The organism is Cognataquiflexum nitidum (assembly GCF_022538055.1).
Classification (GTDB): domain Bacteria; phylum Bacteroidota; class Bacteroidia; order Cytophagales; family Cyclobacteriaceae; genus Cognataquiflexum; species Cognataquiflexum nitidum.
In genome coordinates, this window is record NZ_JAKZAM010000034.1 from 37,728 (window position 1) to 59,793 (window position 22,066).

A 22,066-nucleotide genomic window follows, 5' to 3' on the forward strand; every position below is an offset into this window, starting at 1 on the left:
ATTTTTCAAATTGCCACCATAACCAAAAACCTTCAACCATGAGAAACTTAATGATTTTGGCTTTTTCGCTGCTGTTGTTTGCAGCCTGCCAAGCTCCCCAAAAAGAAGAAAAAATTATTGAAAAAGTAATCGAAAAAGAAATAGTGACTATGGACAAAGCCCTGCGACATGTTGTTTTATTTAAGTTCAAAGATGGTACCACTGAGGAGGACATTCAGAAAGTGGTAGATGCCTTCACCGCACTTCCATCAAAGATTGATGTCATCAAGTCCATTGAATGGGGCACCAATAACAGTCCTGAGGGATTGGATCAAGGCTTTACGCATTGCTTTTTCCTAACCTTTGCCTCTGAAGCAGACAGAGAAATTTACCTTCCACATCCTGACCATAAGGCTTTTGGTGCAGTATTGGGCCCACATTTGGACAAAGTGTTGGTGGTGGATTATTGGACTAAATAATCAGAAAGTAAAAAAATTAAAAACTCCAACAGGTTCGTTTCTGTTGGAGTTTTTTGTTTGATTTTTTTGGAAAAATTATATTCTCGGTTCAGTTTTTATTCATCGGCAACTCGGTATTTACCTCGCCTTTTCCGCCTATTTCTATGATCTCATAGACGACAACTTCGCTTGCGCCTCTCCAAGGTAAAGAATTGAGGTATTCCTTGTACCGCAATTCTACAAATTTTCCACTAGCACGCTCGAGTAACTCCACTAGTGCTTCATCCTGAACACTGAATCTAAACTCGTTGCTTTGAAGGGCACCGGCAGTAGGACTTTGGAAACCTTCCTGAACGATACGGCCTTCCCAGGTTTTGAAGACATAACCCTTTTTCTCAAAATAATTAAGAGTGCCACCTTTGACGCCTTCACTGAATACAAAGTAATACCTCCAGTAAAATACTCCCGCTAGGATAATGATAAGGGCAAAAATGCCGATTTTAACAAATTTGTTCATGTTGGTTGGTTTTTAGATGCTTTAAACAATTACAGAAATTGTGCAATTTAAACTATAAATCTGAAAACCAATTTCTCATAAATGCTTCAATTAAACAACAATTTGTTTAGGCATTTATTTTTACATCATCCTGAGCCAAAAATCAATTCAACCTGATGTCATTTAGGAAATTGACCATTGATTTTTTTAGGGTTGACCCAACTTTGTGTAGGATATTATTAATCGACTACCCAACTTTTTCAACTCTTTCCTAAAAGTAGGAACAGCAATAATATTATAGCTCTTCTAATAACTGCTTTGCGGGAATGCCTTTCAGTTTGCCTTCTCTTACTAGCTTGAGTTCTTCCACTGCTTCTTTAATCTCTTCCATGAGTAAAGCCTTATCGTCAGATATTGTTGTGGCTTTTACATACGATAAGCCTTTAAGCACTTCGAGTAAGGGTTTGGCCCTATCATCTTTTATGTCTAATAAAACTTTCATATTTCAAATTTTGAAGAATTGATACTCATTGCCTTGTTCCTTATTTGTTTTGAACGTCTGCCGGCAATAGTTGCTTCAAAGTTACATAAGTAGCCGAGATACTCAATTGAATTGACAAATCAACCTTCGCTGTTTTTGGTGTAAACACAATTCCAATCTTGACCTTTTTGCTCCCAAAAACCATCTGATCTCACGATATCCCTTCACAGAGCTTGCCGAGGTGGATAAAAATGATATTTGGCTACCGGTGTAAAAGTGGATAATTATAATATTTTTTAAGGCTAACCATATTCAATGCTTCTTTCAAGTTTAAAATTTTTAACTTATCATTTATAAACCTCTGACCTAAGAACTTGTCCCATGAAAAAAATATTGTTTCAGTGGAGTGAATTGAAAGCGACTTTTTGGTTTGTTCCTGTCATTATCATCATCATTTCCATCCTGTTGTCAATTGGATTTGTCTATCTTGATGGACTCATCGATGTGTCACAAGATGGCTTAGGTCGCTTCTTTTTTGTAAACAGTTCTGATTCTGCACGGAGTATCCTTTCGACCATTTCCGGTGCGATGATGGGTGTCGCGGGAACTGTATTTTCAATTACCCTGGTGGCCTTGACGCTTGCCTCCTCGCAATTTGGCCCAAGACTCATCAAAAATTTTATGTATGTCAGGCTTAATCAGGTTGTACTTGGGGCTTATATTTCAACTTACCTCTATTGCCTGCTGATTCTGAATTCCCTCAAAGCAGGCGATGATTTCACCTTTATACCTTCAATTTCCATTCTTGTGGCGATAATTGCTGCCATTGCCAATATCATTTTATTGATAATTTTTATCCACCGGATCGCTACCAGCATTCAGGCGGACCATGTGATCTCTGATATCTCGGACTTTATTTCTAAACAAGTTCTCACCCTTTTTCCTGAAAAAATGGGTGAGGAAAACCATACCGGAGAAAACGTTGATATTTCTGCGTCCATTTCAGGATATCCAAATCGTAGTTCAATAAAATCCACTAAAAGTGGCTATCTCCAATATATCTACGGGGAAACATTGATGGAAATTATTAGCCGTAATGATTCACTTCTTGATTTGTATCACCGACCGGGTGGGCACTTGGTGGAAGGGGTGGAAATTGGGATGCTTTATTCCAAAGGCAATTGGGAAAAAGAGGAGTTTGAAAAAATCCACGAGCAATTTGTCATCGGAAAAACCAAAACCTCACAGCAGGATATTGAATATTCTATTTATCAGATGGTCGAAATTGCCGTTCGCGCCCTTTCTCCCGGAGTCAATGACCCTTTCACAGCCATTGCCTGTATAGACAATTTGACGGCAACCATGTCCTATTTGGCACAGGCTAAATTTCCCTCAAGAAATCGATTTGATGGGGAAGGAAATCTTAGGATTATTGCGGATACAGTCGCTTTCGATGGAGTTTTGGATGCTGCTTTCAACCAAATCAGGCAGTTTTCGGCCGGTAGCCCTGCTGTAATAATCAGGCTGATGGAGTCATTGATTACCCTAAGTGAATTTACAGATGAAAAACACAAAAAAGCTGTAATCAAGCATGCAGAAATGGTGTTGACCATCGGTAAGCAAACTATACAGGAAGAACATGACCAAGAAGATTTGATCAAAAGGTCCAAGAAGATTTTAAATTAGTTGGTTGATCAGGGCATCAATATTTTTTTTCTTTAGACCAATTCGTGAAAATTGAATATTTTGATACTTGCAAATAGTAACAGTAGGACGACTTAGATATTGATTCCTTTGCCAAAATGAATCAATGTAAGAATGAGCGTTGGCGAGAAAATGAGTCAAAATCCAAAACCTCATTTTTTCAACCCATTCATTAAAATTTCCTATTAATTTTTCCAACCAATAAAACATCCCTCATGAAAAACTACTAAATATTATCGATCCTATTTTTCTCAGTTTGCTTTAGTGCAATGTCCCAAGAAGATCCCTATAAATGGTTGGAGGAGGTAGAGGGTGATAGGGCCCTTGAATTTGTGAAAAAGCATAACATGATCACAGAGAAATGCCTTAGCGGCCAAAAAGAGTAGCATGATATTTTAACAAAAGTATCGTTAATCCCATCACCCCGACCCGAAATTCCCAACCTGATTTCTATGTAATTAATTTTAGAGCGACATACTTTGGCGTTTCATCCTTCTACTTTTGAAAAAGAAACTAGAAAAAAATAGAAGCATGAAAACAGCCTACCCAATAATGAACAATAGCGGAGAGAATTTTTTTGATCTTCAAAAGACCACTTCAAAAATCAACCTTTCTGAAGTATTTTCTGAAATGAATACTTCTTACCTGAACGAGTTGACGCTATTTGTCGCACATTATAATTGTATTCCTAATGTAATCAGCGAGATAGATATTGATTGCAAAAAGGCCAATGTCTGGTTTAGCAATAAGTTTGGAGCAGAAGTTAAAGCGCATTATTTCAACAAAAGGTACTTTGGTGGAAGTGTTAAAGCAGAATTTGATGATATTTATTATTTTTTGGAGGAAGATTTATTAGTTGATTTTGACACCAATTGTTCCATAGTTAGATTTTTATTCAGAAAAACTGACCCTTCAAGAATTGAGGAAATAATCAAAGGAATTAAAAAATTCAAAAAAGGAAATAGCAATCGAAAGCCTAAGATTTTATTGCTCGTGAGTGGCTTGAAAGGGATTTATACAGAAGCATTGGCAATAACAAAGCCGAAATTGAATATTGAAGATAATTATAACGAAGGCTTTTATGAAGTTCATCGGGCTATTATAAAAAGACTTTCCAAGAAAAATGACAAGGGAATAATCCTGCTTCATGGGAAACCCGGAACAGGAAAAACTTCTTATATCCGATACCTCATCGCATCACTTAAAAAGAAAATTATTTTTCTTCCGCCTAATATGGCAGGAGCCATCACAAGCCCAAACCTTATTTCCATTCTGATCGAAAATCCAAATTCCATCTTTGTCATTGAAGATGCCGAAAATATTGTAGTGGATCGGGAGCAGGATGGAGATTCACCGGTTTCGGCATTGTTGAATATTTCAGATGGATTGCTTGCTGACTGTCTGAATGTTCAAATAATCTGTTCTTTCAACATTGATATTTCAAAGATTGACAGTGCATTGATTCGGAAAGGAAGACTTATAGCAAAGTATGAATTCAAAGAATTAGAAGTGGCCAAAGCCCAACAGCTATCCAACAAACTTGGCTTCAATACCATCTTTAGCAAGCCCATGCCATTGACTTCTATCTATAATCAAGAAGAGAGGGATTACCATCAAGCAAAAACAAGTAATCCTGTAGGTTTTCAACTTTTAAGCAAAAACAGGCAAGCCGAAAACTGTATAGAGTAGGCGTCAAATTGAATTCAAAAGAAAATGGCAAATTTTTATTGTGAATATTGTGGAACAAAGTATCCAAGTGTGGCCAGTCTGACGAGTGCCCAATGTATGCGACATCCAACCGGGCCAAATAAAGGCAAGCACAAACTTTATGAAGGGAGCGAAAAACCACAATACGTCTGTAAATATTGTGGTACCAAATATTCTTCACTTCCTTCCTTGACAAGCTATCTATGCATGAGGCATCCAAGCGGTTCTAATAAAGGAAAACACGCACCAGCTTTATAGATTATGGATTCATTTACCGCCATAGATTTTGAAACAGCGCAGGGATACCGATGGAGTATTTGTCAGGTCGGATTGGTCCGGGTGGAGAATCAAATCATTACAGAGAAATTATCTATTCTCGTCCAGCCACCAAAAAATTTCTATTGGAATAAATTTATTGACATACATGGAATTACTCCCGAACAAACTGCGGAATTACCAACGTTTGATTTAATTTGGGATCAAATTGAGCCATTTATCACAAACCAGCATGTTGTAGCCCACAATGGATTCCGCTTTGATTTTCCATGTTTGGAAGAGACATTGGCGTACTATGGTATTTCCAATCCGGTATTTACCGGGCATTGTACCTACCGCATATTTGGAGTTAACTTGGCTTTTCTCTGCAAAAACTATGGAATCCAATTAAACCACCATGATGCCCTGAGTGACGCAATGGCTTGCGCAGAATTATTTAAAATGTATTTACAAAACCAATAATGGGGCGAGATTATAAGGAGTGTTTAAAATGTTCTAGATAAAATGTTGTTTTATCCAAGTGGTTGCAATGAAATTTACATTTCTAATCGGAAAAACTGGTAAGAACAAAAAAAACAGGATAAAAATGATAAATGAGAGAGAGAAAAAAATATTTATGTTACTTAAAGGAGTTCATTAACTAATGTCCAAACGAGGCTACATATCGCGCTACTTGCTTATTTTCAAAAAGCTTAAGTTAAAGCCATATTCTACCTATTTGGAGTTACAAGCTTATATAGAAAATCAATTTGACTACCTGCAGATGCAGGATGATACTTTGAATATTGGTTTTTCTAAGCGAACGCTTCAAAGAGACATCAAGGAAATCAGAAACGTTTTTGGGATTGACATCGAATTTTCAAAATCCAACAAGGGCTATTTTATCAGTCAAAACGAGAATGAAAACATGAATTTCCAAAGAATGATGGAGGCCTTTGATATGTTTAATTCTTTAAACCTCGCGCAGGATTTAACTCCTTTCATTCACCTCGAGAAACGCAGGCCACAGGGAACAGAAAATCTGTACGGACTCCTTCATAGTATCAAGAATAGGTTAAAAATCGAATTTACCTATCAGAAATTTTGGGACGGCGAGCTGAGTCAACGAATAGTGGAACCTTATGCTTTGAAGGAATTCAAAAACCGATGGTATATAATTGCTAAAGACTCCAAAGACAATGACATCAAAAGTTTTGCTTTGGACCGTTTGACGCAGCTCGAAATTTCAAAGCAGACTTTTGTATATCCAAAGAATTACAGCGTTGAAGAGAATTATCGCTATTGCTTTGGGATAATAAGCCCAAATGGAGAATCACCCCAAGATATAATTTTAGCATTTGACCCTTTTCAGGGAAAGTATATCAAAACATTGCCTTTGCATGACTCTCAGGTGATTTTGATTGACAATTCAGATGAAATAAGGATTAAACTCAGGTTATGCTTAACCCATGATTTTTTGATGGAATTACTTTCTTTCGGAGAATACCTGAAAGTTATCGAGCCAAAAGAATTGGCCGATAAGGTGAAAAAATCCCATGAGAAAGCTTATAAGCACTACTGATTTCCATGTCGTTAAGATAGGCTATTGATTAGTGGAAAGCTTTTCCAAATTTGGGACAAAAATAAGAGCATCATATAACCTCTATTCAGAACTTTGGAAAAGTTCATCGAATCGGCATTAACAAAAAGACATTGGTACTGATTGGTGAAGGCTAATTTTTTTTCTGATACCAATGTTTTCACATCATAAAATTAAAGCACTTCAGAAGCCTGCTTTTTTGGTTTCGGGATTTGGGATCGCCATTATTATTTTGTCAATAGACAAAATCCAACCAGAACCGGATAAACAGTATACATTTAGACACATAATTGGGATTAGAAAAAATGACCGGAATCATGATTATAAGAAGGAGGTGTCACTTGCTGCTTCTTGAGTGAGGGCTTCAGAAACTTCTTTTCCAAGGTATTTATCAATCAAATAATGTCCCAAATAGAGTAGGGGAGTAAGCAGGATGGCCACGCTGAACTTGTAGACATAATTGATGATCGCCACGGAAGCTACCTGTGCCCAACTCCAGTTACCAAAAATATAAAATGCGATTCCCAAGACTACAAATGAGTCTATGAGCTGAGATACCAATGTAGAACCGGTTGCCCTTAGCCAAATCATTTTGGGCCCGGTTATTTTTCTCAGCTTTTGGAAAACGTAAACGTCTATCAACTGCCCCAATAGGAAAGCTGTCAAGGATCCAATGATAATCCCCAAACCTTGTCTGAAGATCATATTGAAGGCATTGTTGATATTGAAAGGATTGCCTTCCGCATCGGGAGTATTGACCTCGAGCCAAAATGCAGCAGGAGGAAGTACGGTGACTACTGATATCACCAAGAAAATATAGGCTATAAAAAATGCAGTAATGAAGCTGATTTTTCTGACTCCTTTTTTACCAAAATATTCATTGATGATATCGGTTGTGATAAAAACCACAGGCCATATGACCGCCCCGGCTGTCAGGTTGAAGTCAAGGATATAGTCTCCGAAGATTTTCCATCCTACCGGCTCGATTCCCAAGGTCATTTCTCCGGAGAAAATTTTGACGCCGATGATTTCAGCCAAAATCGCATTGGTCAGAAATAAACCGCTCAGGATGATGAACAGGTTGGTTTTTTTGGATTGAAAAGTCTTCTGTTCGATTGCAGTTGCCATATAGGTGTGGTGGTGAATTTGGGAAGCTGAAATGGTTAAATCGAGTAAGTCACGCCTTCTTCGCTCAGGTAAGTGTTTTCGAAGACTTCCTTGGCTTGGTCTAAGATCGGGGTGAGGTCTTTGTATCGGGAGGAGTAATGTCCAAGGAGCAATTTTCCGACATTTGCTTTCATGGCAATGATTCCGGCCTGCCTAGAGGTGCTATGGAATGTGGTGCCTGCTCTCTCGGCTTCATCGTCTCCGAATGTCGCCTCATGGTAAAGTAGGTCAACTTCCCTGATGTACTCCACCAAGGTAGGGTCAAAAACCGTATCAGAACAATAGCCGTATTTTTTTGATTGTTTTGGAGGGTAAGTGTATTCTTCTACCCTGTAGAGGGCTTTACCATCGGAGTCCACCACATCTTTTCCTTCACGTAAAGAGACAATGGCTTCGATAGGCATTTTGGTTTTTATCAATTTTTCTTTGATCATGTTTCGAAGTCCCGGCTTTTCCTCAATCAAAAATCCTGTGCAGGGAATTCTATGTTGCAAAGGAAAAGTAAATACCCTGAACATGGGTTCTTCCAAAATCAGGTTTTTTCCCTCTGCTTGTGTAGGCACAAATCGCAGTGGGAAGCTCAGTTTGGTGTTGGTATGCTTGAGTTGCGTGGTGATGATTTCATCCAATCCGCTCGGTCCAAAGATGGTCAATAGCCGCTCTCTTTTCACCAAGTGGAAACTTGAAATCAATCCCATCAGGCCATAGAAATGGTCTCCGTGGAGGTGGGAAATAAGGATAAAGTCTATCCTTCCAAATTTGAGTTTGAACTTGCGGAGCTGTATCTGGGTTCCTTCACCGCAATCGATCAATAAAAATGAATTGCCCACGGATACCAGTTGGGATGTCTGGTTTCTTCCGTGGGCAGGAATGGCGGAATTGGATCCTAGGATGGTGACTTCAAATTCCAAAATTAATCTTCCTCTTCTTCTTGATCTTTACCTTCGATTTCATGGATAAAGATAGCTTCGGCAGCTTCTTCAATGGTATCCACAATGATAAAAACCTTATCGAGCATGGAAAGTTTAATTAATTTCATAACATGGTCCTGAGGGGAAGCAATGATAAAAATCCCTCCATTACGGCCAAATTCTCTGTTGCCTACCAAAAGAGCACTTAATCCGCTTGAATCAGCGTATTTTACATTACTCATATCAATGACCAAATTGTCATAACCTTCGGCCTGAACGGTAAGGAGTTCGGACTTGAGTTTTGGAGAAAGTGCTGAATCCAGCTTTTCTTCCAAAGGAGTAAAAATTACGTATTGTTCTTTTTTATCTACTGAATACTTCATAATTATCGTTTTTGAATATTGCCCCTAAAAATAAGGCGGTGTTTTAAATTAATTATTGTGTATAAACTCTTTCTTGTCACTCATTATATGGAAATCAGATGGGAGTGCCATTACGTGGCTATGAACATTCCTCCATGGTCTGTGGGCTGAATTATCCTAAGCTTTTACATTTATCTTAGTCAATGGCAAAATTGGCGGATAATCATTTTAAATATTCTCCAATATGGCTTTTTCTATACTTCCTTCCAAATCTGTATAGGCAGATTTAACAAATGGTTCACCTATAATATTTTCATATAGTTCAATGTAGCGGTTGGAAATTTCCTCTATAAATTCATCCTTCATTTCCGGAACAGATTGGCCTTCTTTACCTTGAAAACCATTTGCAATCAGCCATTGTCTTACAAATTCCTTGGATAATTGCTTTTGGGCCAAGCCTGCTTTTTGGTATTCATCGTATTTGTCTGCATAGAAATACCTCGAGGAATCAGGGGTATGGATTTCATCTATCAAAAGGATCTGATCTCCGTATTTCCCAAACTCATATTTGGTGTCCACTAGAATCAATCCCATTTCTTTGGCCATTTCACTTCCTTTAGCAAATAGGGCATGTGTGTATTTTTCCAATACTTCATAATCCTCCTGACTTACTATACCTTGTGCCAGAATTTGTTCTTTGGAAATATCCTCATCGTGGCCTTCAGATGCCTTGGTAGTGGGAGTGATAATCGGATGCGGAAGTTTGTCGTTTTCGGCTAATCCCTCCGGGAGTGAAACGCCACAGATACTTCTTTTTCCGGCTTTGTATTCCCTAGCTGCATGACCTGCCAGGTAGCCTCTGATGACCATTTCAACTTTGAAAGGTTCACATTTTTTTCCGATCGTCACATAGGGATGTGGCGTGGCAGACACCCAATTGGGAACCAAATCTGCCGTGGCTTTTAGGAAACGGGCTGCAATCTGATTCAAAACCTGCCCTTTAAATGGGATGGGTTTAGGCAAAACCACATCAAATGCGGATATCCTGTCGGTGGCGACAACGGCCAGTGTATTCTCAAAAATATACACGTCCCTTACTTTACCTTTGTAAAAACCCACTTGATTTGGGAAATTGAAATGGGTTTCTTTTATGGCTTTTTTCATTTTTGTTGTCTATTTGGCAAAATTAGAAAAAGATGGGTTTATTGGCGGTTTGCGCCTGATTAATTATCGGTTTTTTTCCGATTTTTATTTTGTCGGTGGGTCGACAGGCTTCCCTTCTTTGAATAACCTTTCAGAAATCAGGTTACCACTTTCATCATATATTTTTTGGATGCCGTGTGGCTTTCCCAACCTGTAGAAAATAGATTCTTTCAATTGTCCGTTTGGATGGTAAATGAGAACTTCACCTTCCTCCAGTCCATTTCTGAAGTTAATGATCCTTTCCTTTTGGCCGTTTTCATGATAGCCAAGGATCTGTACAATCTCACCATAAGAATTGAAATTGGACACCTCTGAAGTTTTTCCATTTTCATAGTAGCTGATCGCTTTTCCTGTGATGTTTCCGTTTTTGTAGCTGACCTCTTTTTCTGTTTTTCCGCTTTCGTAAAAACTTTCAAACTTACCTGTCGGGATTCCTTTTTTGTAGTTCCCTTGTCTGGCTATATTCCCGTTTTCGAAGAAAAATATAGCTTCCCCTTCCTGAATACCGTTTTTGTAATTTATTCGAGAGGAAATTTTATCCTCAGGATAATAGGTGAATTGTAGACCATTTAATTTGCCGTCTTTGTAAGTCGACCTGTTTGTGATTTGGTCTTCGTAATAATTTTCCCTGATTTCGATGACTCCCTCATTGAAAAAAATCTTTTCCGATATGGATCCAGGCAAATCCTCCCTGTAGACCAAAGTCCACCCATTTGGTTTGTCATTTTTAAAGGTTGATTTTTGCTTGACCATCCCCTCCTCAAAATAAGAAATGATCTTTCCCTCGATTTTGTTGTCTACATAATTTAGCTCTTGGGATATCTTGCCCGATGGGAAGTAATTGATCGATTTCCCTTCCTTTTTGTCATTGATATAGTTTACCTTCCTAAGTGTATCTCCTGTCTCAGGATACCAATCAATAAACAAACCCTCTTTCTTCCCGTCTTTGAGTTGGCCCGTCTGTGCCAATTCTCCTGTGGCTAGGTAGAGTTTGAATTCTCCCTGTGGTACGCCCCCAAGGGTGAAATATTCTTCTTTCAGTAATTTTTTGTCCTCATCATAATAGACCTTTACCAACTGCTGAGAAAATAAGGGAGAAAAAATCCCCATACCAAAAAGTAGGGTCAAGGTTGTTGTTTTCAATCTACCTAGAATCTGAAGTAAGAAGACGGGTAATCTCATTTGATTTTTTTGGCTACAATAGGTATAAAAAATAGGGGGATAAAGGTATGGTTCCTTTATCCCCGATAATTTTAGAGTTTTTCGATGACGATGGCCGAAGCTCCGCCACCGCCGTTACAGATTCCTGCCACACCGACTTTGCCTTTCTTCTGTTCCAACACGGAACATAGGGTCGTAATGATTCTTGCACCCGAAGCGCCAAGCGGATGTCCCAAGGAAACAGCTCCGCCAAATACATTCAGTTTGTCGTTGTCAAGGTGTAGTTCACGTTGGTTTGCGATGGCTACCGCAGCAAAGGCTTCATTGATTTCGTAGAAATCCACATCTTCAGCGGCCAAACCTGCGTTTTTGATGGCTTTTGGAATAGCCAAAGCCGGAGCGGTGGTAAACCAAAGCGGGTCTTGGGCAGCATCTGCAAAGCCCCTGATTTTGGCAATGGGTATCAGTCCAAGTTCTTCGACTTTTTCTTTACTCGCCAATACCAAAGCGGAAGCACCGTCATTCATGGTAGATGCATTGGCGGCAGTCACTGTGCCGTCTTTTTCAAAAACTGGTCTCAGCGTGGGGATTTTGTCAAACATGACATTTTTGAATTCCTCATCTTCATCTATGATGATGGTTTCTCCTTTTCTTCCGGCGATTTCTACAGGGATCACTTCGTCCTTGAATGCACCGGATTTCCACGCTTCAGCAGAACGTGTGTATGATTGGATGGCATAAGTGTCTTGTTCTTCCCGGGTGATTTTCATTTCTCTGGCGGTATTGTCTGCACAGTTGCCCATCGGGAATTTGTAATATGCCTCAAACAAGCCGTCTTTTACCAATCCGTCGACGAGTTCGGCATTGCCATATTTGTAGCCAAACCTTCCTTTGGGGATATAGTATGGGACATTGGACATGCTTTCCATACCGCCGGCTACGACAAGCTCATTTTGTCCGGTCATGATAGATTGGGCAGCAAACATCACAGCCTTCATGCCTGATGCACATACTTTGTTGACAGTAGTGCAAGGTACGTTGTACCCCAATCCTGCTCCGATGGCTGCCTGACGGGCAGGTGCCTGACCTAAATTGGCAGAAATTACATTTCCCATCATCACTTCCTGAACTTCATTTGGGTCTACGCCTGCTTTTTGCAAAGCACCTTTTATAGCGATGCTGCCCAGCTCTATGGCTGTAAGGCTCGAAAGCTTTCCTCCAAAACTCCCAAGCGGAGTTCTCACTGCGGATACGATATAGACTTCTTTCATTTGGGTTTATATTTTTAGATATGAGACGTGAGATATGAGATATGAGACCTGAGATATGGGGCGTGAGATATGAGACAAAGACAGAAGAACCAAGACCTTTAACTTTGTTTGGAAAACCGAGGGTTACTATTCAGAATATTAAGGTGAAGGTTCTAGACATAGAATCGCGATTTTCACCTTTTACTTCTTACCTCTTACTTGTTACATCCCACTTCCAAACTTCCCGCCTTCCCAACCTCCAACTACCATTCCGGCAGTCCCCTCTGTGGTTTTTTGGTTGGTTTTTTCTTGTTTTGCTGGATATATCGGAGTTCGGCAGCATTCATAGCTTCGAGGATTTGAGCTGCTTGTTCCGGTGAAAGGTTCATTTCCTGTAGTTTTTCCTTTACTTTTTCAAGCGCTTTTTCTCTGTCGCTTAGATCACTTTCTATGTCACTGGCTTCATCGGAATCTTTCTCTTCCTGGGATTTCTCTCCTTCCTTGTCATCTTTTTTCTGGGATTCTGTGGCTTCATCCTCTTCTGTTTGTTCTTCTCCTTCGCCGTCCTTTTTTTCCTCAGATTTTTTGTCCTGCTCCTGCTTTTCCTGCTCCTCTTGTTTTTCCTGTTCCTCTTTGTCCTGCTGTTCCTGTTTTTGTTGTTCCTGCTGTTCAGGGTTTTGTTCAAGCCACCTGCTTAGCAGTTCATAATTGTATCTTGCAGATTCATTGAGGGGATTGTTGATCAAAGCCATCTTGAAGGCATCAAGTGCTTCATCGTATTTCTTTTGTTCTCCTAGGATGACTCCGTTTTGGTTGTAAGCAAATGAGGCAATGTTTTTGTCCGGCGATTGGTATAAGCTCTGATAAGTCAGGCCTGCCTGCTCGAGCTGACCGCCATAATGCTGACTCAGGGCAAGGTCATAGCTGACATTGGGTGTACTGAGATTGTACTCACTTACCAGTCTGAGGTGGTTGGTGATAGAAGATTCATAATCTGCCTGTTCGTAACTTTTTGTGGCGGCTTTGATGGCGGCATTCCTTTTCCCTACCTCATTCCAAGAAGAGGTAATCATCAAAATCGATAAAAAGAAAACCCGTATTGAAGTCATCATGATTGTTACACGTTTTTACAATTTGATGGTTTTGAATGGCAACATCAAGTCCAAGAGAGATAATCCCAATGCAATTAACAGAAAATAAAAATACTTGTTGGCAGAGGCTTCCACCATTCTTGATCCTGTCACAGTGGCTTCCTGTCTTTCCAAAGCCGCTATGAGGTTTGGGATTTCCTGTACATCATCGCTCAGTTCAAAATATGAACCATCTGTTTGGGAAGCGATCAGTTTGAGGTTACCCGATTCAAGCCTGCTGATGGCAGGGAGGTTGGTGTTGGGGTCAATGATTTTTCCGTTTCCTTTTGGAATATTGCTTCCCTGACTTGTGCCCACTCCCAATGAAAACACCTTGATTCCCTTGTCACTGAGTTTGGAAGTAATGTCCTGAAATTCATCTCCAAAATCCTCTCCATCAGAAATCAGGATGATGGATTTGGAGTTGGCCTCTGCTGATTCTTCAAGGTCAAATTTATTCAGCGCCATATTTAGGGGCGCACTGATGTCTGTTCCCTGATTGGGTACCAAACCTGTATTCAAACCATCAAGGTGTAGCTGCAGGACATTTTGGTCAAAAGTCAAAGGGCATTGGATAAAGGCTTCTGAACTGAATATGATCAAGCCAATCCTGTCTCCTGTAAAGTTTTTGACAAGGTTTTTCAGTTCATATTTGATCCTTTGAATCCTGCTTGGACCTATATCGGTAGCATTCATCGATTGGGATAAATCAATGGCAATGAAAATATCTTTTCCTTCTTCTTTGATTTCTTTCATGGAAGTCCCGATAGATGGTCCGGCCATGGCAATCAAAAACAAAACAAAATAGGAAATCCGAAGCAAAAGTTTCATAATCAACCTGTGTTTTTGAACCACAAGTTTCTTGTTGATCAAATAAAAACGGTACAAGTATACCATGTACAGGAAGCCAAAAACGATGGCCAATACATAAATCAATTTCGCGTCAGGGTATGCCCAAATCATGCCCTGAAATTATAAAATATTGATGAAAAGAAAAGGAAAAGAAATTAATGACATAAATTTCAACACCAAACGGCCAAAATCCGTTATCCATGAAAACCAAATTTTCTACATGAAGTTTTTGCCACTTACGCTTATTGTCCTTTTATTTTTGAGTACCACCTTACTTTATTCCCAAGAACAGTCATTTATCTCAGGTACCGTTTATGAAGTTGAAGGAAATACACCACTGCCGGGGGCTAATATCTATTGGGAATCAGCGCCTCAGAAAGGTGTCGTTTCTGATATAAATGGAGTTTTTAGCTTGGCCTCTGTCCCTTTACCAGCAAAACTTATTATTTCTTTTATTGGTTATTCGCAATCAGTGCGGTTACTTTCTGTCAAGGATATTGAAAAACCCTTGAAGTTTTTTCTCAAACCTGAAGAGCTTTCTTTGCAGGAGATCATCATTAGGGAAATCAATCCCGAACAAAATGTCAAAGGCATTGAAATGGGGAAATCTGTGGTACCTATCGAGACCATAAAGAACATTCCGGCATTGTTTGGTGAAGTAGATATCCTGAGAAGTCTTCAGCTTTTGCCCGGAGTGCAGACTGCCGGAGAAGGGACGACAGGCTTGTTTGTCCGGGGAGGATCGGCTGACCAAAACCTGATCAACCTTGATGGTGCACCGGTATATAATCCCTCACACTTTTTTGGGTTTTTCTCTGTATTCAATCCCGATGCATTGTCGGATATTGAGTTTTATAAGGGAAATATTCCTGCAGAATTGGGTGGCAGGGTTTCCTCAGTGATTGATGTGTCCATGCGAGAAGGTAATTTTCAAAAGGTCAGAGGCGAGGGAGGAATAGGCACCATCAGTTCTAGGCTAACCGTAGATGGGCCACTTTTTTCTGATCGATCTTCATTTATTGTATCAGGAAGAAGAACCTATGCAGATCTCTTTTTGAAGCTTTCAAACAATGAAAATATCAATAATAACCAGCTTTTCTTTTATGACCTGAGCGGAAAATTTACTTTCAAGCTAGGAGAAAGGGACAAAATATCTTTCTCCACATATTATGGTACAGACTTTTTGGGACTTTCGGGGCAGTTTGGGCTTGGCTGGAACAATTTCATTTCTTCTTTTAATTGGAACAGAAACATCAGCTCTACCAAATTCTTTGACCTGAGTGCATACCACAGCAGGTATCAATATCAAGTGAAGTTTGACGACCCACAGGATGGGTTTAATTGGACCAATTCTCTCTCTGAAAGTGGCGTAAACCTAGGTTGGACCTGGCTGCTTGGGAATAATTCAGTAGTTAAAGCCGGTTATCATGGGCAACTTTACCATTTTGCTCCGATCAACTTGGAGCTAGCCCCGGAGTCTAACCTTTCCGATATCAATACCACCCAAAAGAATGGTCTGCTCAACAATATTTATGTTTCGGGTACCACAGAATTAGGCAATAAACTTCTCGTTGAGGCAGGTTTGAGATTGAGTCATTATCAGGAAGTAGGTAAAGGGGTTGTCTATCAGTATGAAGGGGGAGTACCCGGTCCAGAGGTAGAGGTGACCGATACCCTGACTTTTGGAAGATTGGAAAGGATGAAGGTTTTTCAAAGGTTGGAGCCAAGAATTTCACTCAGGTACCTTATAGCTGAAGATTTATCTTTCAAAGCCGCCTTTAACCGCAATCACCAATATGTGCAAGTGGCTTCCAACAGTTCTGCAGGTCTTCCTATTGACCGTTGGCTTCCATCCGGAACCTACATAGAACCTTTGAGAGGTGATCAGTTTTCTGTCGGGCTGTTCAAGAACCTTGACAAGGGAACCTGGGAAGTTTCGGTAGAGACTTATTACAAAGATTTTAGAAATGTCGTGGATTTGCGTCAAGGGGCAAGTGTACTTTTTACTGACAATGTAGAAACAGAATTGCTGTCAGGTGTGGGTTATGCCTATGGTGCGGAATTTTTGATCCGAAAAAATGTTGGAAAAACAACCGGGTGGCTTGGCTATACTTATTCCAGAACATGGAGAAAAATAGTAGGCATCAGTAATGATACTTGGTATAATCCTAGGTTTGATAGGCCACATGATGTGAATTTTGTCTTGAACCATGAGTTTTCAGATAGGTGGAGTGCAGGGCTTACATTTGTATATACTACAGGTCAGGCAGTAACCTTTCCTGTGGGGACCTATGTAGTAGATTCCCAAAGGGTACCGGTGTATGGTGATCAGAGAAATGATGACAGATTTCCGGATTATCATCGGGTAGATGCCTCGGTCACTTGGAAGAATCAGGATAAAGGAAGAAAGTGGAGGGGAAGCTGGAACTTCAGCATTTATAATCTTTATGGGAGAAAGAACCCATTTACCTTTCAGTTTACTGACATATTTAATGACGACATTAATTTTGATCCTGAAGATGGAGGAGAAATAGTGTCCCAAAGACCCGGGGTGATTATGACTTATCTTTTTACCTTTTTACCGGCATTGACTTATAATTTCAAATTCTGATGAGATACCTGATTTTAATTTTGACACTTATTTTGTTTTCTTCCTGTCAGGAAGAAGTGCTTTTGGATTTGGAAACCCTTGAGCCCATCCCTGTCATTGAGGCAATATGGACAGACAACAGTTCTATCAATCAGGTAAAAATAACCCTGTCCAAGGATTATTACCTAGAGGGAGACAATGAGGTGGTAGAAAATGCAGATGTAAGTATCAAAAACATTGACTCAGGTGCAGTTATCCTATTCTTTTATTCTCCTTCAAACAAAAAATACCTGGCTCAAAATGGTATTAGAGGAATAGTCGGTCAGAGGTATGAATTGAGTGTTATAATTGGCCAAAACGAATATGTATCCCAAGGAACCATCCTGCCGCCGCCTGTTTTGGACAGCGTAGTTGTAGAATTCAAAGAAGAAAGGCTTTTTAGGGAAGAGGGCTATTACCTGACAGTGTATGGGAAAATCCCTTTTACCCAAGATAACAATTACAGGATCAGAATCATTGAGAATGACACCTTAAGGAATAGCAGATTTGATTATTTATTATTTGATGATTCTTTTGGGACTTCCATCTTGGACAATGGTTTTGAACTTTCGGGATTTCCTTTTAAGGCAAACGACAAAATCCGGCTGGAACTGTTCAGGTTGAATCAAGGGGCTTTTGATTATTTGAACCAGCTTGTAAGCCTTCTTTTCAATGACGGAGGGCTCTTTTCCCCGCCACCCCAAAACCCACAATCCAACATCAGGCTAAAAAACGGTCAGGGATCGATTTTAGGTTATTTTATGACAAGCCCCATTGTCAGTGAGACAGTGCAGATTCCCGCCAAGCAACCTTGATTTTTAGCTTTTGGGTTCCATAAGGATAATATTTTTACCTTTGTGGCTATGGTAGATTTTGGATTGAAAGGAAAGGTAGTCGTCACCTGCAAGGATAGGTTTTCATCATACCTTGAAAAAGAACTGATTGATTTGGGTTTTAGGCCTAAAAAAACCGAAAGGACATCCATTGAATTGGAGGCTTCTTTGTCAGATTGTATTTTTTTGAACCTTCACCTTAGGACTGCCAGCCATGTCTTGTATGAGATCAGGTCTTTTTATCTCCACCATGCGGATGATATTTACAGGAGAATCAAGGCATTGCCTTGGGAAGATTACATTTCTGAATCTTCCTATTTTTCAGTCATTTCGCATGTGGACAATCAGAGTGTAGACAATCCGCTTTTTGTCAATGTCAGGATCAAAGATGCCATCGTAGACCGATTCAGGGAAAAGTCAGGTATCAGGCCTGATTCAGGATCAGCGTTGGAAGGGGCTGTTTTTCAGCTTTTTTGGAAAGAAACACAGGCCAATCTGTATATCAATACGAGCGGCGATACCTTGGCCAAACACGGATACCGAAAGATTCCCGGCAAAGCACCGATGTTGGAAGCATTGGCTTCGGCTACCATCATTGCCGCCGATTGGGATAAGGAGAGCCCCTTTGTCAATCCCATGTGCGGATCCGGGACTTTGGCCATCGAAGCTGCGATGATGGCTACCAATCGTTTCCCCGGGCTTTTGAGAGACCATTATGCTTTTATGCATATCAAAGGTTATGACGAGGATTTTTACCAGGAAGAAAAGGAAAAGCTCAAGGCAGAAATAATTCAACGACCCGGTCTGCGAATCATAGCAAGCGATATCAGCGAGCAGGCGATTTTATTTAGCAGGGAAAATGCAAGTACGGCAGGAGTGGAGGATTTGATTGAATTTGAGGTAGGAGATTTTGAGGAAACGACAGTTCCTGAGTCTGATTCCGGAGTTGTGTATTTCAATCCTGAATATGGAGAAAGGTTGGGTGAAGAAGAGGACCTGGCAATTACATACAAAAGAATGGGTGATTTTATGAAGCAGAAATGCCCGGGTTATACGGGGTATATTTTTACCGGTAATGTTTCACTTGGCAAAAAAGTTGGTCTTCGGGCAGCTAGAAAAATAGAATTTTATAACGGGACTATTGATTGCCGATTATTGAAATTTGAATTGTATAGGGGGACGAGGGAGAAGGTTGATTAGTTATCAATACACAGACCACGGCCCATAGTGGGTGATTCCCTGGATCAGGCCATATTTTTAATTGATGTGTCTGGTGATGAGCAAAAATGTATAAAAACAAAAAAACCGGCATCTGCCGGTTTTTTTTGGAATGATTATAGGCTTTTAAGGAGTGCATCCATTTTGGATTTGAGGTCTAGGATGGCTTTGCTGTATCGCTCATCCCATTCTTTCAATCTTGCAGAGGATTTCATTTCTGTCTCGTATTGGATCCCCGGAAGCATCCATGAAGCGTAACCGCTAAATGGATCTGTAGAGGCGTAAAGTGACCTGTACCAATTTCCAAAGTACATTCCTTTAGGATCTATGAAGCTTTTTTCCAATGCGATCAGGTCTTTGTTGATCGCCTTGATCTTTTTGGAATCAAGTTGACCGCTCGCCAAAGTGGAGGCGATCTTGCTGTCCAAAGCTTCTGCACTAATCTTGAGACCTGCTATGGCTGCTTTGGAATTTTCAAATCCTTTAAAATCTTTGTCAAAACCCTTGACTCCTTTCTCCGCATTTTCAAAATGCGTTGTCAGGTCTTTGGAATACCTAGAGGCCTCGTAAGGAATGATCTCAGCATTAGCCAATCTAAGTGCCATTATTCCTATCACCTGTTCTACAGTTCCTCCCATTTTGAATGTAGGATCTGCAAACTTCTCATAGAAATGAAGGTTGTCGTAATTAGTATGGTACAAGGAAGGACCACTAGCACCGCCACTGATGGATGGAATTCCTACGTGCATGTAAAATGCGATGTGGTCAGATCCACCACCTAGATTGCCGATGCTTGGTTCAGGTTTGCCGGCTGCCCACACCTCATAGACCGTTTTGGTAGAATCAGGATAGGTAACCTGCTTTGCTGACTCCATGATTATTTTTTTCAAAGTAGGGGAGGCGGCAGTTCCAAAATACTTACCTGATACAGCCGCATCCAAATTAATATAGGCGACGGCTTTTGCTCCCAATTCATCCCGGAATTGCTCGACCCATTCCGTAGAACCGATTACTCCATGTTCTTCCGCATCCCAATGTGCTATAAGGATAGAACGTGCAGGTCTTTTACCTTCTTTGGCCATTTTTCCTAAGGTTTCTGCCATGCTGAGCAACATTGCGGTACCTGAGTTAGGATCTGTAGAACCAAATCCCCATGCGTCATAGTGGCAGCCAAGGATGATCCATTCGTCAGGATACAATTCTCCTTTCAATGTTCCGACTACGTTATTTGCCCGGACCATGCCTTTTTCTTGCTGCACTTTCAGCCTGACTGTGAGTTCTTGGCCGCCTTCCAATCTATAGGTAAATGGCAAACCTCCCTGCCAACCTGCAGGAACTGCTTTTCCTTTCATTTTTCCTAAGATCTCTTTGGCAGCGCCATAGGAAATCGGAGTTACAGGAATGGTATGCAATCCTTTTACTTCAGCAGGATCCAACCTCTTGATTTTGGTTTTGCCATCTAGGGGAAGTGCGGGTTCAAAAGGAGTCAGAGCATCTCCTGTCCAGTCGACAGTGAGCAAAGAACCTCTTTGGATAGAGCTTTCATCATAAAAAGTGCCCTCAGGATAGACAGGGCCACGCATGTAACCTGCATCCGCCGGATCTGTGAAAATGATCAGTCCGACTGCACCGTCTTGTTCTGCAAATTTCGCTTTGTAACCTCTGAAGTTGCCTCCGTAACGAGCCAAGACAATTTTGCCTTTGACATCAATACCCATTTGCTTTAATTTTTCAAAATCCGCTTTGGTGCCATAGTTGGCATACACGACCTCTGCAGTCACATCACCGCTGCCCGAAAAAGCATTCCAACCTTTCCAAAGGTTTGGATTGGAGGAATAAGGGTCTTCAGACAGGATGTTTTCCTGCTGGTTGAGTGGCTGCCTGATCGGAGTTACCAATTCTACCAAGGATTCTCCGGGGCCTTTGGATAGATACAGATCGTAGGGATAGACATTCACATCCCAACCTGAATTTTTCATGGATTCTGCCATGTAGTCTTTTACTTTTTCATTGGCTGCAGTACCGGCTACGTGGGGTTCGGAAGTAATGGCTTCCAAATGGATCCTGAACCTGCTGAAATCAACTGTTTGTTTGAATTGTTTTTCAAAGTCCAGTTGTTTGGTTGCCGAATTTTTGGAGTAGCCATCTAAAGTCTGGGAATGAAGCTGAAGAGCTAAGAGTCCCACAAAAATAAATGTCAGTAAATTATGCTTCTTCATAGAAATTGTTTTTGAAAATCACCTGATCACAAATATATCCAAACCCCAAAATGAAATGCCTGATAAATGTTAAAAGGTTGAAAATTGGTTTTATTGCCGTGAGGTAGGGAGGTAGGGAGGTAGGGAGGTAGGGAAGTAGGGAAGATGTGAAGATGGGAAGATGGGAAGTAGGGAAGATGGGAAGATAGAAAGTAGGGAAGATGGTAGGTAGGTGAGGAATTAGAGGGGTAGGGAAGTTGGGAAACGGATAGGGTGTGGTAAATTGAAGAATTTACCGCTTACTCAACAATACAGGAAAAAGGATAAAATAAAAATCCTCCCAACGAATCATCGGGAGGATTTTGCTAGGTTTAAGTTCAATTAGGCTTATTTTTTATGTGTATCCGTATAAGTGCACGTAACAAAATTTGACAATTAGTGTCAATGATTTGGTGTTGTATTTAGGTAGGCG

Annotated in this window: 19 protein-coding genes; 8 read left to right on the plus strand and 11 right to left on the minus strand. The window is 40.4% G+C overall.

Translation table 11 applies throughout. From position 1 onward, the window contains the following. Positions 1-38 precede the first annotated feature (38 nt). Positions 39-458 carry a Dabb family protein gene (locus MMU07_RS18660; RefSeq protein WP_241128123.1) on the plus strand — a complete coding sequence of 140 codons (420 nt, stop codon included), beginning with the start codon at positions 39-41 and terminating at the stop codon, positions 456-458. An 88-nt stretch (positions 459-546) separates the two neighbouring features. Here MMU07_RS18660 and MMU07_RS18665 read toward each other — a convergent pair whose 3' ends face one another. Then, the gene (locus tag MMU07_RS18665) at positions 547-954 is read right to left on the minus strand and encodes a hypothetical protein (RefSeq protein WP_241128124.1); all 408 of its coding nucleotides are present in this window, start codon (positions 952-954) and stop codon (positions 547-549) included. 274 nt (positions 955-1,228) lie between these two features. Next, on the minus strand, positions 1,229-1,435 hold the full coding sequence (locus MMU07_RS18670) for a hypothetical protein (protein WP_241128125.1): 207 nt from the start codon (positions 1,433-1,435) through the stop codon (positions 1,229-1,231). Positions 1,436-1,795: 360 nt separating this feature from the next. On the opposite strand from MMU07_RS18670, the gene MMU07_RS18675 reads away from it, so the two are divergent. From MMU07_RS18675 to MMU07_RS18690, 4 genes are all read left to right on the plus strand, one after another. After that, positions 1,796-3,100, plus strand: coding sequence for a DUF2254 domain-containing protein (locus tag MMU07_RS18675; RefSeq protein WP_241128126.1), 1,305 nt, complete (start codon positions 1,796-1,798; stop codon positions 3,098-3,100). A gap of 549 nt (positions 3,101-3,649) precedes the next feature. Beyond that, positions 3,650-4,807, plus strand: coding sequence for an AAA family ATPase (locus MMU07_RS18680; protein WP_241128127.1), 1,158 nt, complete (start codon positions 3,650-3,652; stop codon positions 4,805-4,807). A gap of 279 nt (positions 4,808-5,086) precedes the next feature. Beyond that, a complete protein-coding gene (locus MMU07_RS18685) occupies positions 5,087-5,563 on the plus strand; it encodes an exonuclease domain-containing protein (RefSeq protein ID WP_241128128.1) in 477 nt (158 codons plus the stop codon). Between the two features lie 181 nt (positions 5,564-5,744). Then, on the plus strand, positions 5,745-6,662 hold the full coding sequence (locus MMU07_RS18690) for a helix-turn-helix transcriptional regulator (protein WP_241128129.1): 918 nt from the start codon (positions 5,745-5,747) through the stop codon (positions 6,660-6,662). Between the two features lie 339 nt (positions 6,663-7,001). Here the strand turns inward: MMU07_RS18690 and MMU07_RS18695 are convergent, their stop codons facing one another. The 8 genes from MMU07_RS18695 to MMU07_RS18730 all read right to left on the minus strand — a co-directional run bounded on the left by MMU07_RS18695 (position 7,002) and on the right by MMU07_RS18730 (position 14,827). After that, positions 7,002-7,808 (minus strand): queuosine precursor transporter, encoded by an 807-nt coding sequence (locus MMU07_RS18695; RefSeq protein WP_241128130.1) that lies wholly within the window; start codon positions 7,806-7,808, stop codon positions 7,002-7,004. Between the two features lie 35 nt (positions 7,809-7,843). Further along, positions 7,844-8,758, minus strand: coding sequence for a ribonuclease Z (locus MMU07_RS18700; RefSeq protein ID WP_241128131.1), 915 nt, complete (start codon positions 8,756-8,758; stop codon positions 7,844-7,846). 2 nt (positions 8,759-8,760) lie between these two features. After that, positions 8,761-9,141, minus strand: a complete 381-nt coding sequence (locus tag MMU07_RS18705) for an STAS domain-containing protein (protein ID WP_241128132.1) — start codon at positions 9,139-9,141, stop codon at positions 8,761-8,763. A gap of 207 nt (positions 9,142-9,348) precedes the next feature. Further along, a complete protein-coding gene (locus MMU07_RS18710) occupies positions 9,349-10,284 on the minus strand; it encodes a phosphoribosylaminoimidazolesuccinocarboxamide synthase (protein ID WP_241128133.1) in 936 nt (311 codons plus the stop codon). 84 nt (positions 10,285-10,368) lie between these two features. Continuing rightward, complete coding sequence (locus tag MMU07_RS18715) at positions 10,369-11,505, minus strand: toxin-antitoxin system YwqK family antitoxin (RefSeq protein ID WP_241128134.1); 1,137 nt, start codon at positions 11,503-11,505, stop codon at positions 10,369-10,371. Positions 11,506-11,576: 71 nt separating this feature from the next. Then, positions 11,577-12,755: an acetyl-CoA C-acyltransferase gene (locus tag MMU07_RS18720; RefSeq protein WP_241128135.1), complete on the minus strand. Its 1,179-nt coding sequence runs from the start codon at positions 12,753-12,755 to the stop codon at positions 11,577-11,579. 242 nt (positions 12,756-12,997) lie between these two features. Continuing rightward, positions 12,998-13,846: a hypothetical protein gene (locus tag MMU07_RS18725; protein ID WP_241128136.1), complete on the minus strand. Its 849-nt coding sequence runs from the start codon at positions 13,844-13,846 to the stop codon at positions 12,998-13,000. A 15-nt stretch (positions 13,847-13,861) separates the two neighbouring features. Further along, positions 13,862-14,827: a vWA domain-containing protein gene (locus MMU07_RS18730; protein WP_241128137.1), complete on the minus strand. Its 966-nt coding sequence runs from the start codon at positions 14,825-14,827 to the stop codon at positions 13,862-13,864. Between the two features lie 109 nt (positions 14,828-14,936). Here MMU07_RS18730 and MMU07_RS18735 point away from each other — a divergent pair, with 109 nt between their 5' ends. The 3 genes from MMU07_RS18735 to MMU07_RS18745 are packed head-to-tail and all read left to right on the plus strand — an operon-like array spanning position 14,937 to position 19,378. Beyond that, complete coding sequence (locus MMU07_RS18735) at positions 14,937-17,327, plus strand: TonB-dependent receptor (RefSeq protein ID WP_241128140.1); 2,391 nt, start codon at positions 14,937-14,939, stop codon at positions 17,325-17,327. Next, positions 17,327-18,160 carry a DUF4249 family protein gene (locus tag MMU07_RS18740; protein ID WP_241128138.1) on the plus strand — a complete coding sequence of 278 codons (834 nt, stop codon included), beginning with the start codon at positions 17,327-17,329 and terminating at the stop codon, positions 18,158-18,160. The genes MMU07_RS18735 and MMU07_RS18740 overlap by 1 nt, the downstream gene beginning before the upstream one ends. 48 nt (positions 18,161-18,208) lie before the next feature. Then, positions 18,209-19,378: a THUMP domain-containing class I SAM-dependent RNA methyltransferase gene (locus tag MMU07_RS18745; RefSeq protein ID WP_241128141.1), complete on the plus strand. Its 1,170-nt coding sequence runs from the start codon at positions 18,209-18,211 to the stop codon at positions 19,376-19,378. A gap of 134 nt (positions 19,379-19,512) precedes the next feature. Here MMU07_RS18745 and MMU07_RS18750 read toward each other — a convergent pair whose 3' ends face one another. After that, positions 19,513-21,615, minus strand: coding sequence for a M28 family metallopeptidase (locus tag MMU07_RS18750; RefSeq protein ID WP_241128139.1), 2,103 nt, complete (start codon positions 21,613-21,615; stop codon positions 19,513-19,515). Positions 21,616-22,066 lie beyond the last annotated feature (451 nt).

Bases quoted from the DNA above. Each gene is read 5' to 3' on its own strand.
- MMU07_RS18745 (WP_241128141.1), top strand. From the start codon at position 18,209: ATGGTAGATTTTGGATTGAAAGGAAAGGTAGTCGTCACCTGCAAGGAT.
- MMU07_RS18680 (WP_241128127.1), top strand. From the start codon at position 3,650: ATGAAAACAGCCTACCCAATAATGAACAATAGCGGAGAGAATTTTTTT.
- MMU07_RS18685 (WP_241128128.1), top strand. From the start codon at position 5,087: ATGGATTCATTTACCGCCATAGATTTTGAAACAGCGCAGGGATACCGA.
- MMU07_RS18720 (WP_241128135.1), bottom strand. From the start codon at position 12,755: ATGAAAGAAGTCTATATCGTATCCGCAGTGAGAACTCCGCTTGGGAGT.
- MMU07_RS18730 (WP_241128137.1), bottom strand. From the start codon at position 14,827: ATGATTTGGGCATACCCTGACGCGAAATTGATTTATGTATTGGCCATC.
- MMU07_RS18660 (WP_241128123.1), top strand. From the start codon at position 39: ATGAGAAACTTAATGATTTTGGCTTTTTCGCTGCTGTTGTTTGCAGCC.
- MMU07_RS18690 (WP_241128129.1), top strand. From the start codon at position 5,745: ATGTCCAAACGAGGCTACATATCGCGCTACTTGCTTATTTTCAAAAAG.
- MMU07_RS18750 (WP_241128139.1), bottom strand. From the start codon at position 21,615: ATGAAGAAGCATAATTTACTGACATTTATTTTTGTGGGACTCTTAGCT.
- MMU07_RS18740 (WP_241128138.1), top strand. From the start codon at position 17,327: ATGAGATACCTGATTTTAATTTTGACACTTATTTTGTTTTCTTCCTGT.
- MMU07_RS18710 (WP_241128133.1), bottom strand. From the start codon at position 10,284: ATGAAAAAAGCCATAAAAGAAACCCATTTCAATTTCCCAAATCAAGTG.
- MMU07_RS18675 (WP_241128126.1), top strand. From the start codon at position 1,796: ATGAAAAAAATATTGTTTCAGTGGAGTGAATTGAAAGCGACTTTTTGG.
- MMU07_RS18735 (WP_241128140.1), top strand. From the start codon at position 14,937: ATGAAGTTTTTGCCACTTACGCTTATTGTCCTTTTATTTTTGAGTACC.
- MMU07_RS18665 (WP_241128124.1), bottom strand. From the start codon at position 954: ATGAACAAATTTGTTAAAATCGGCATTTTTGCCCTTATCATTATCCTA.
- MMU07_RS18705 (WP_241128132.1), bottom strand. From the start codon at position 9,141: ATGAAGTATTCAGTAGATAAAAAAGAACAATACGTAATTTTTACTCCT.
- MMU07_RS18695 (WP_241128130.1), bottom strand. From the start codon at position 7,808: ATGGCAACTGCAATCGAACAGAAGACTTTTCAATCCAAAAAAACCAAC.
- MMU07_RS18670 (WP_241128125.1), bottom strand. From the start codon at position 1,435: ATGAAAGTTTTATTAGACATAAAAGATGATAGGGCCAAACCCTTACTC.
- MMU07_RS18715 (WP_241128134.1), bottom strand. From the start codon at position 11,505: ATGAGATTACCCGTCTTCTTACTTCAGATTCTAGGTAGATTGAAAACA.
- MMU07_RS18725 (WP_241128136.1), bottom strand. From the start codon at position 13,846: ATGATGACTTCAATACGGGTTTTCTTTTTATCGATTTTGATGATTACC.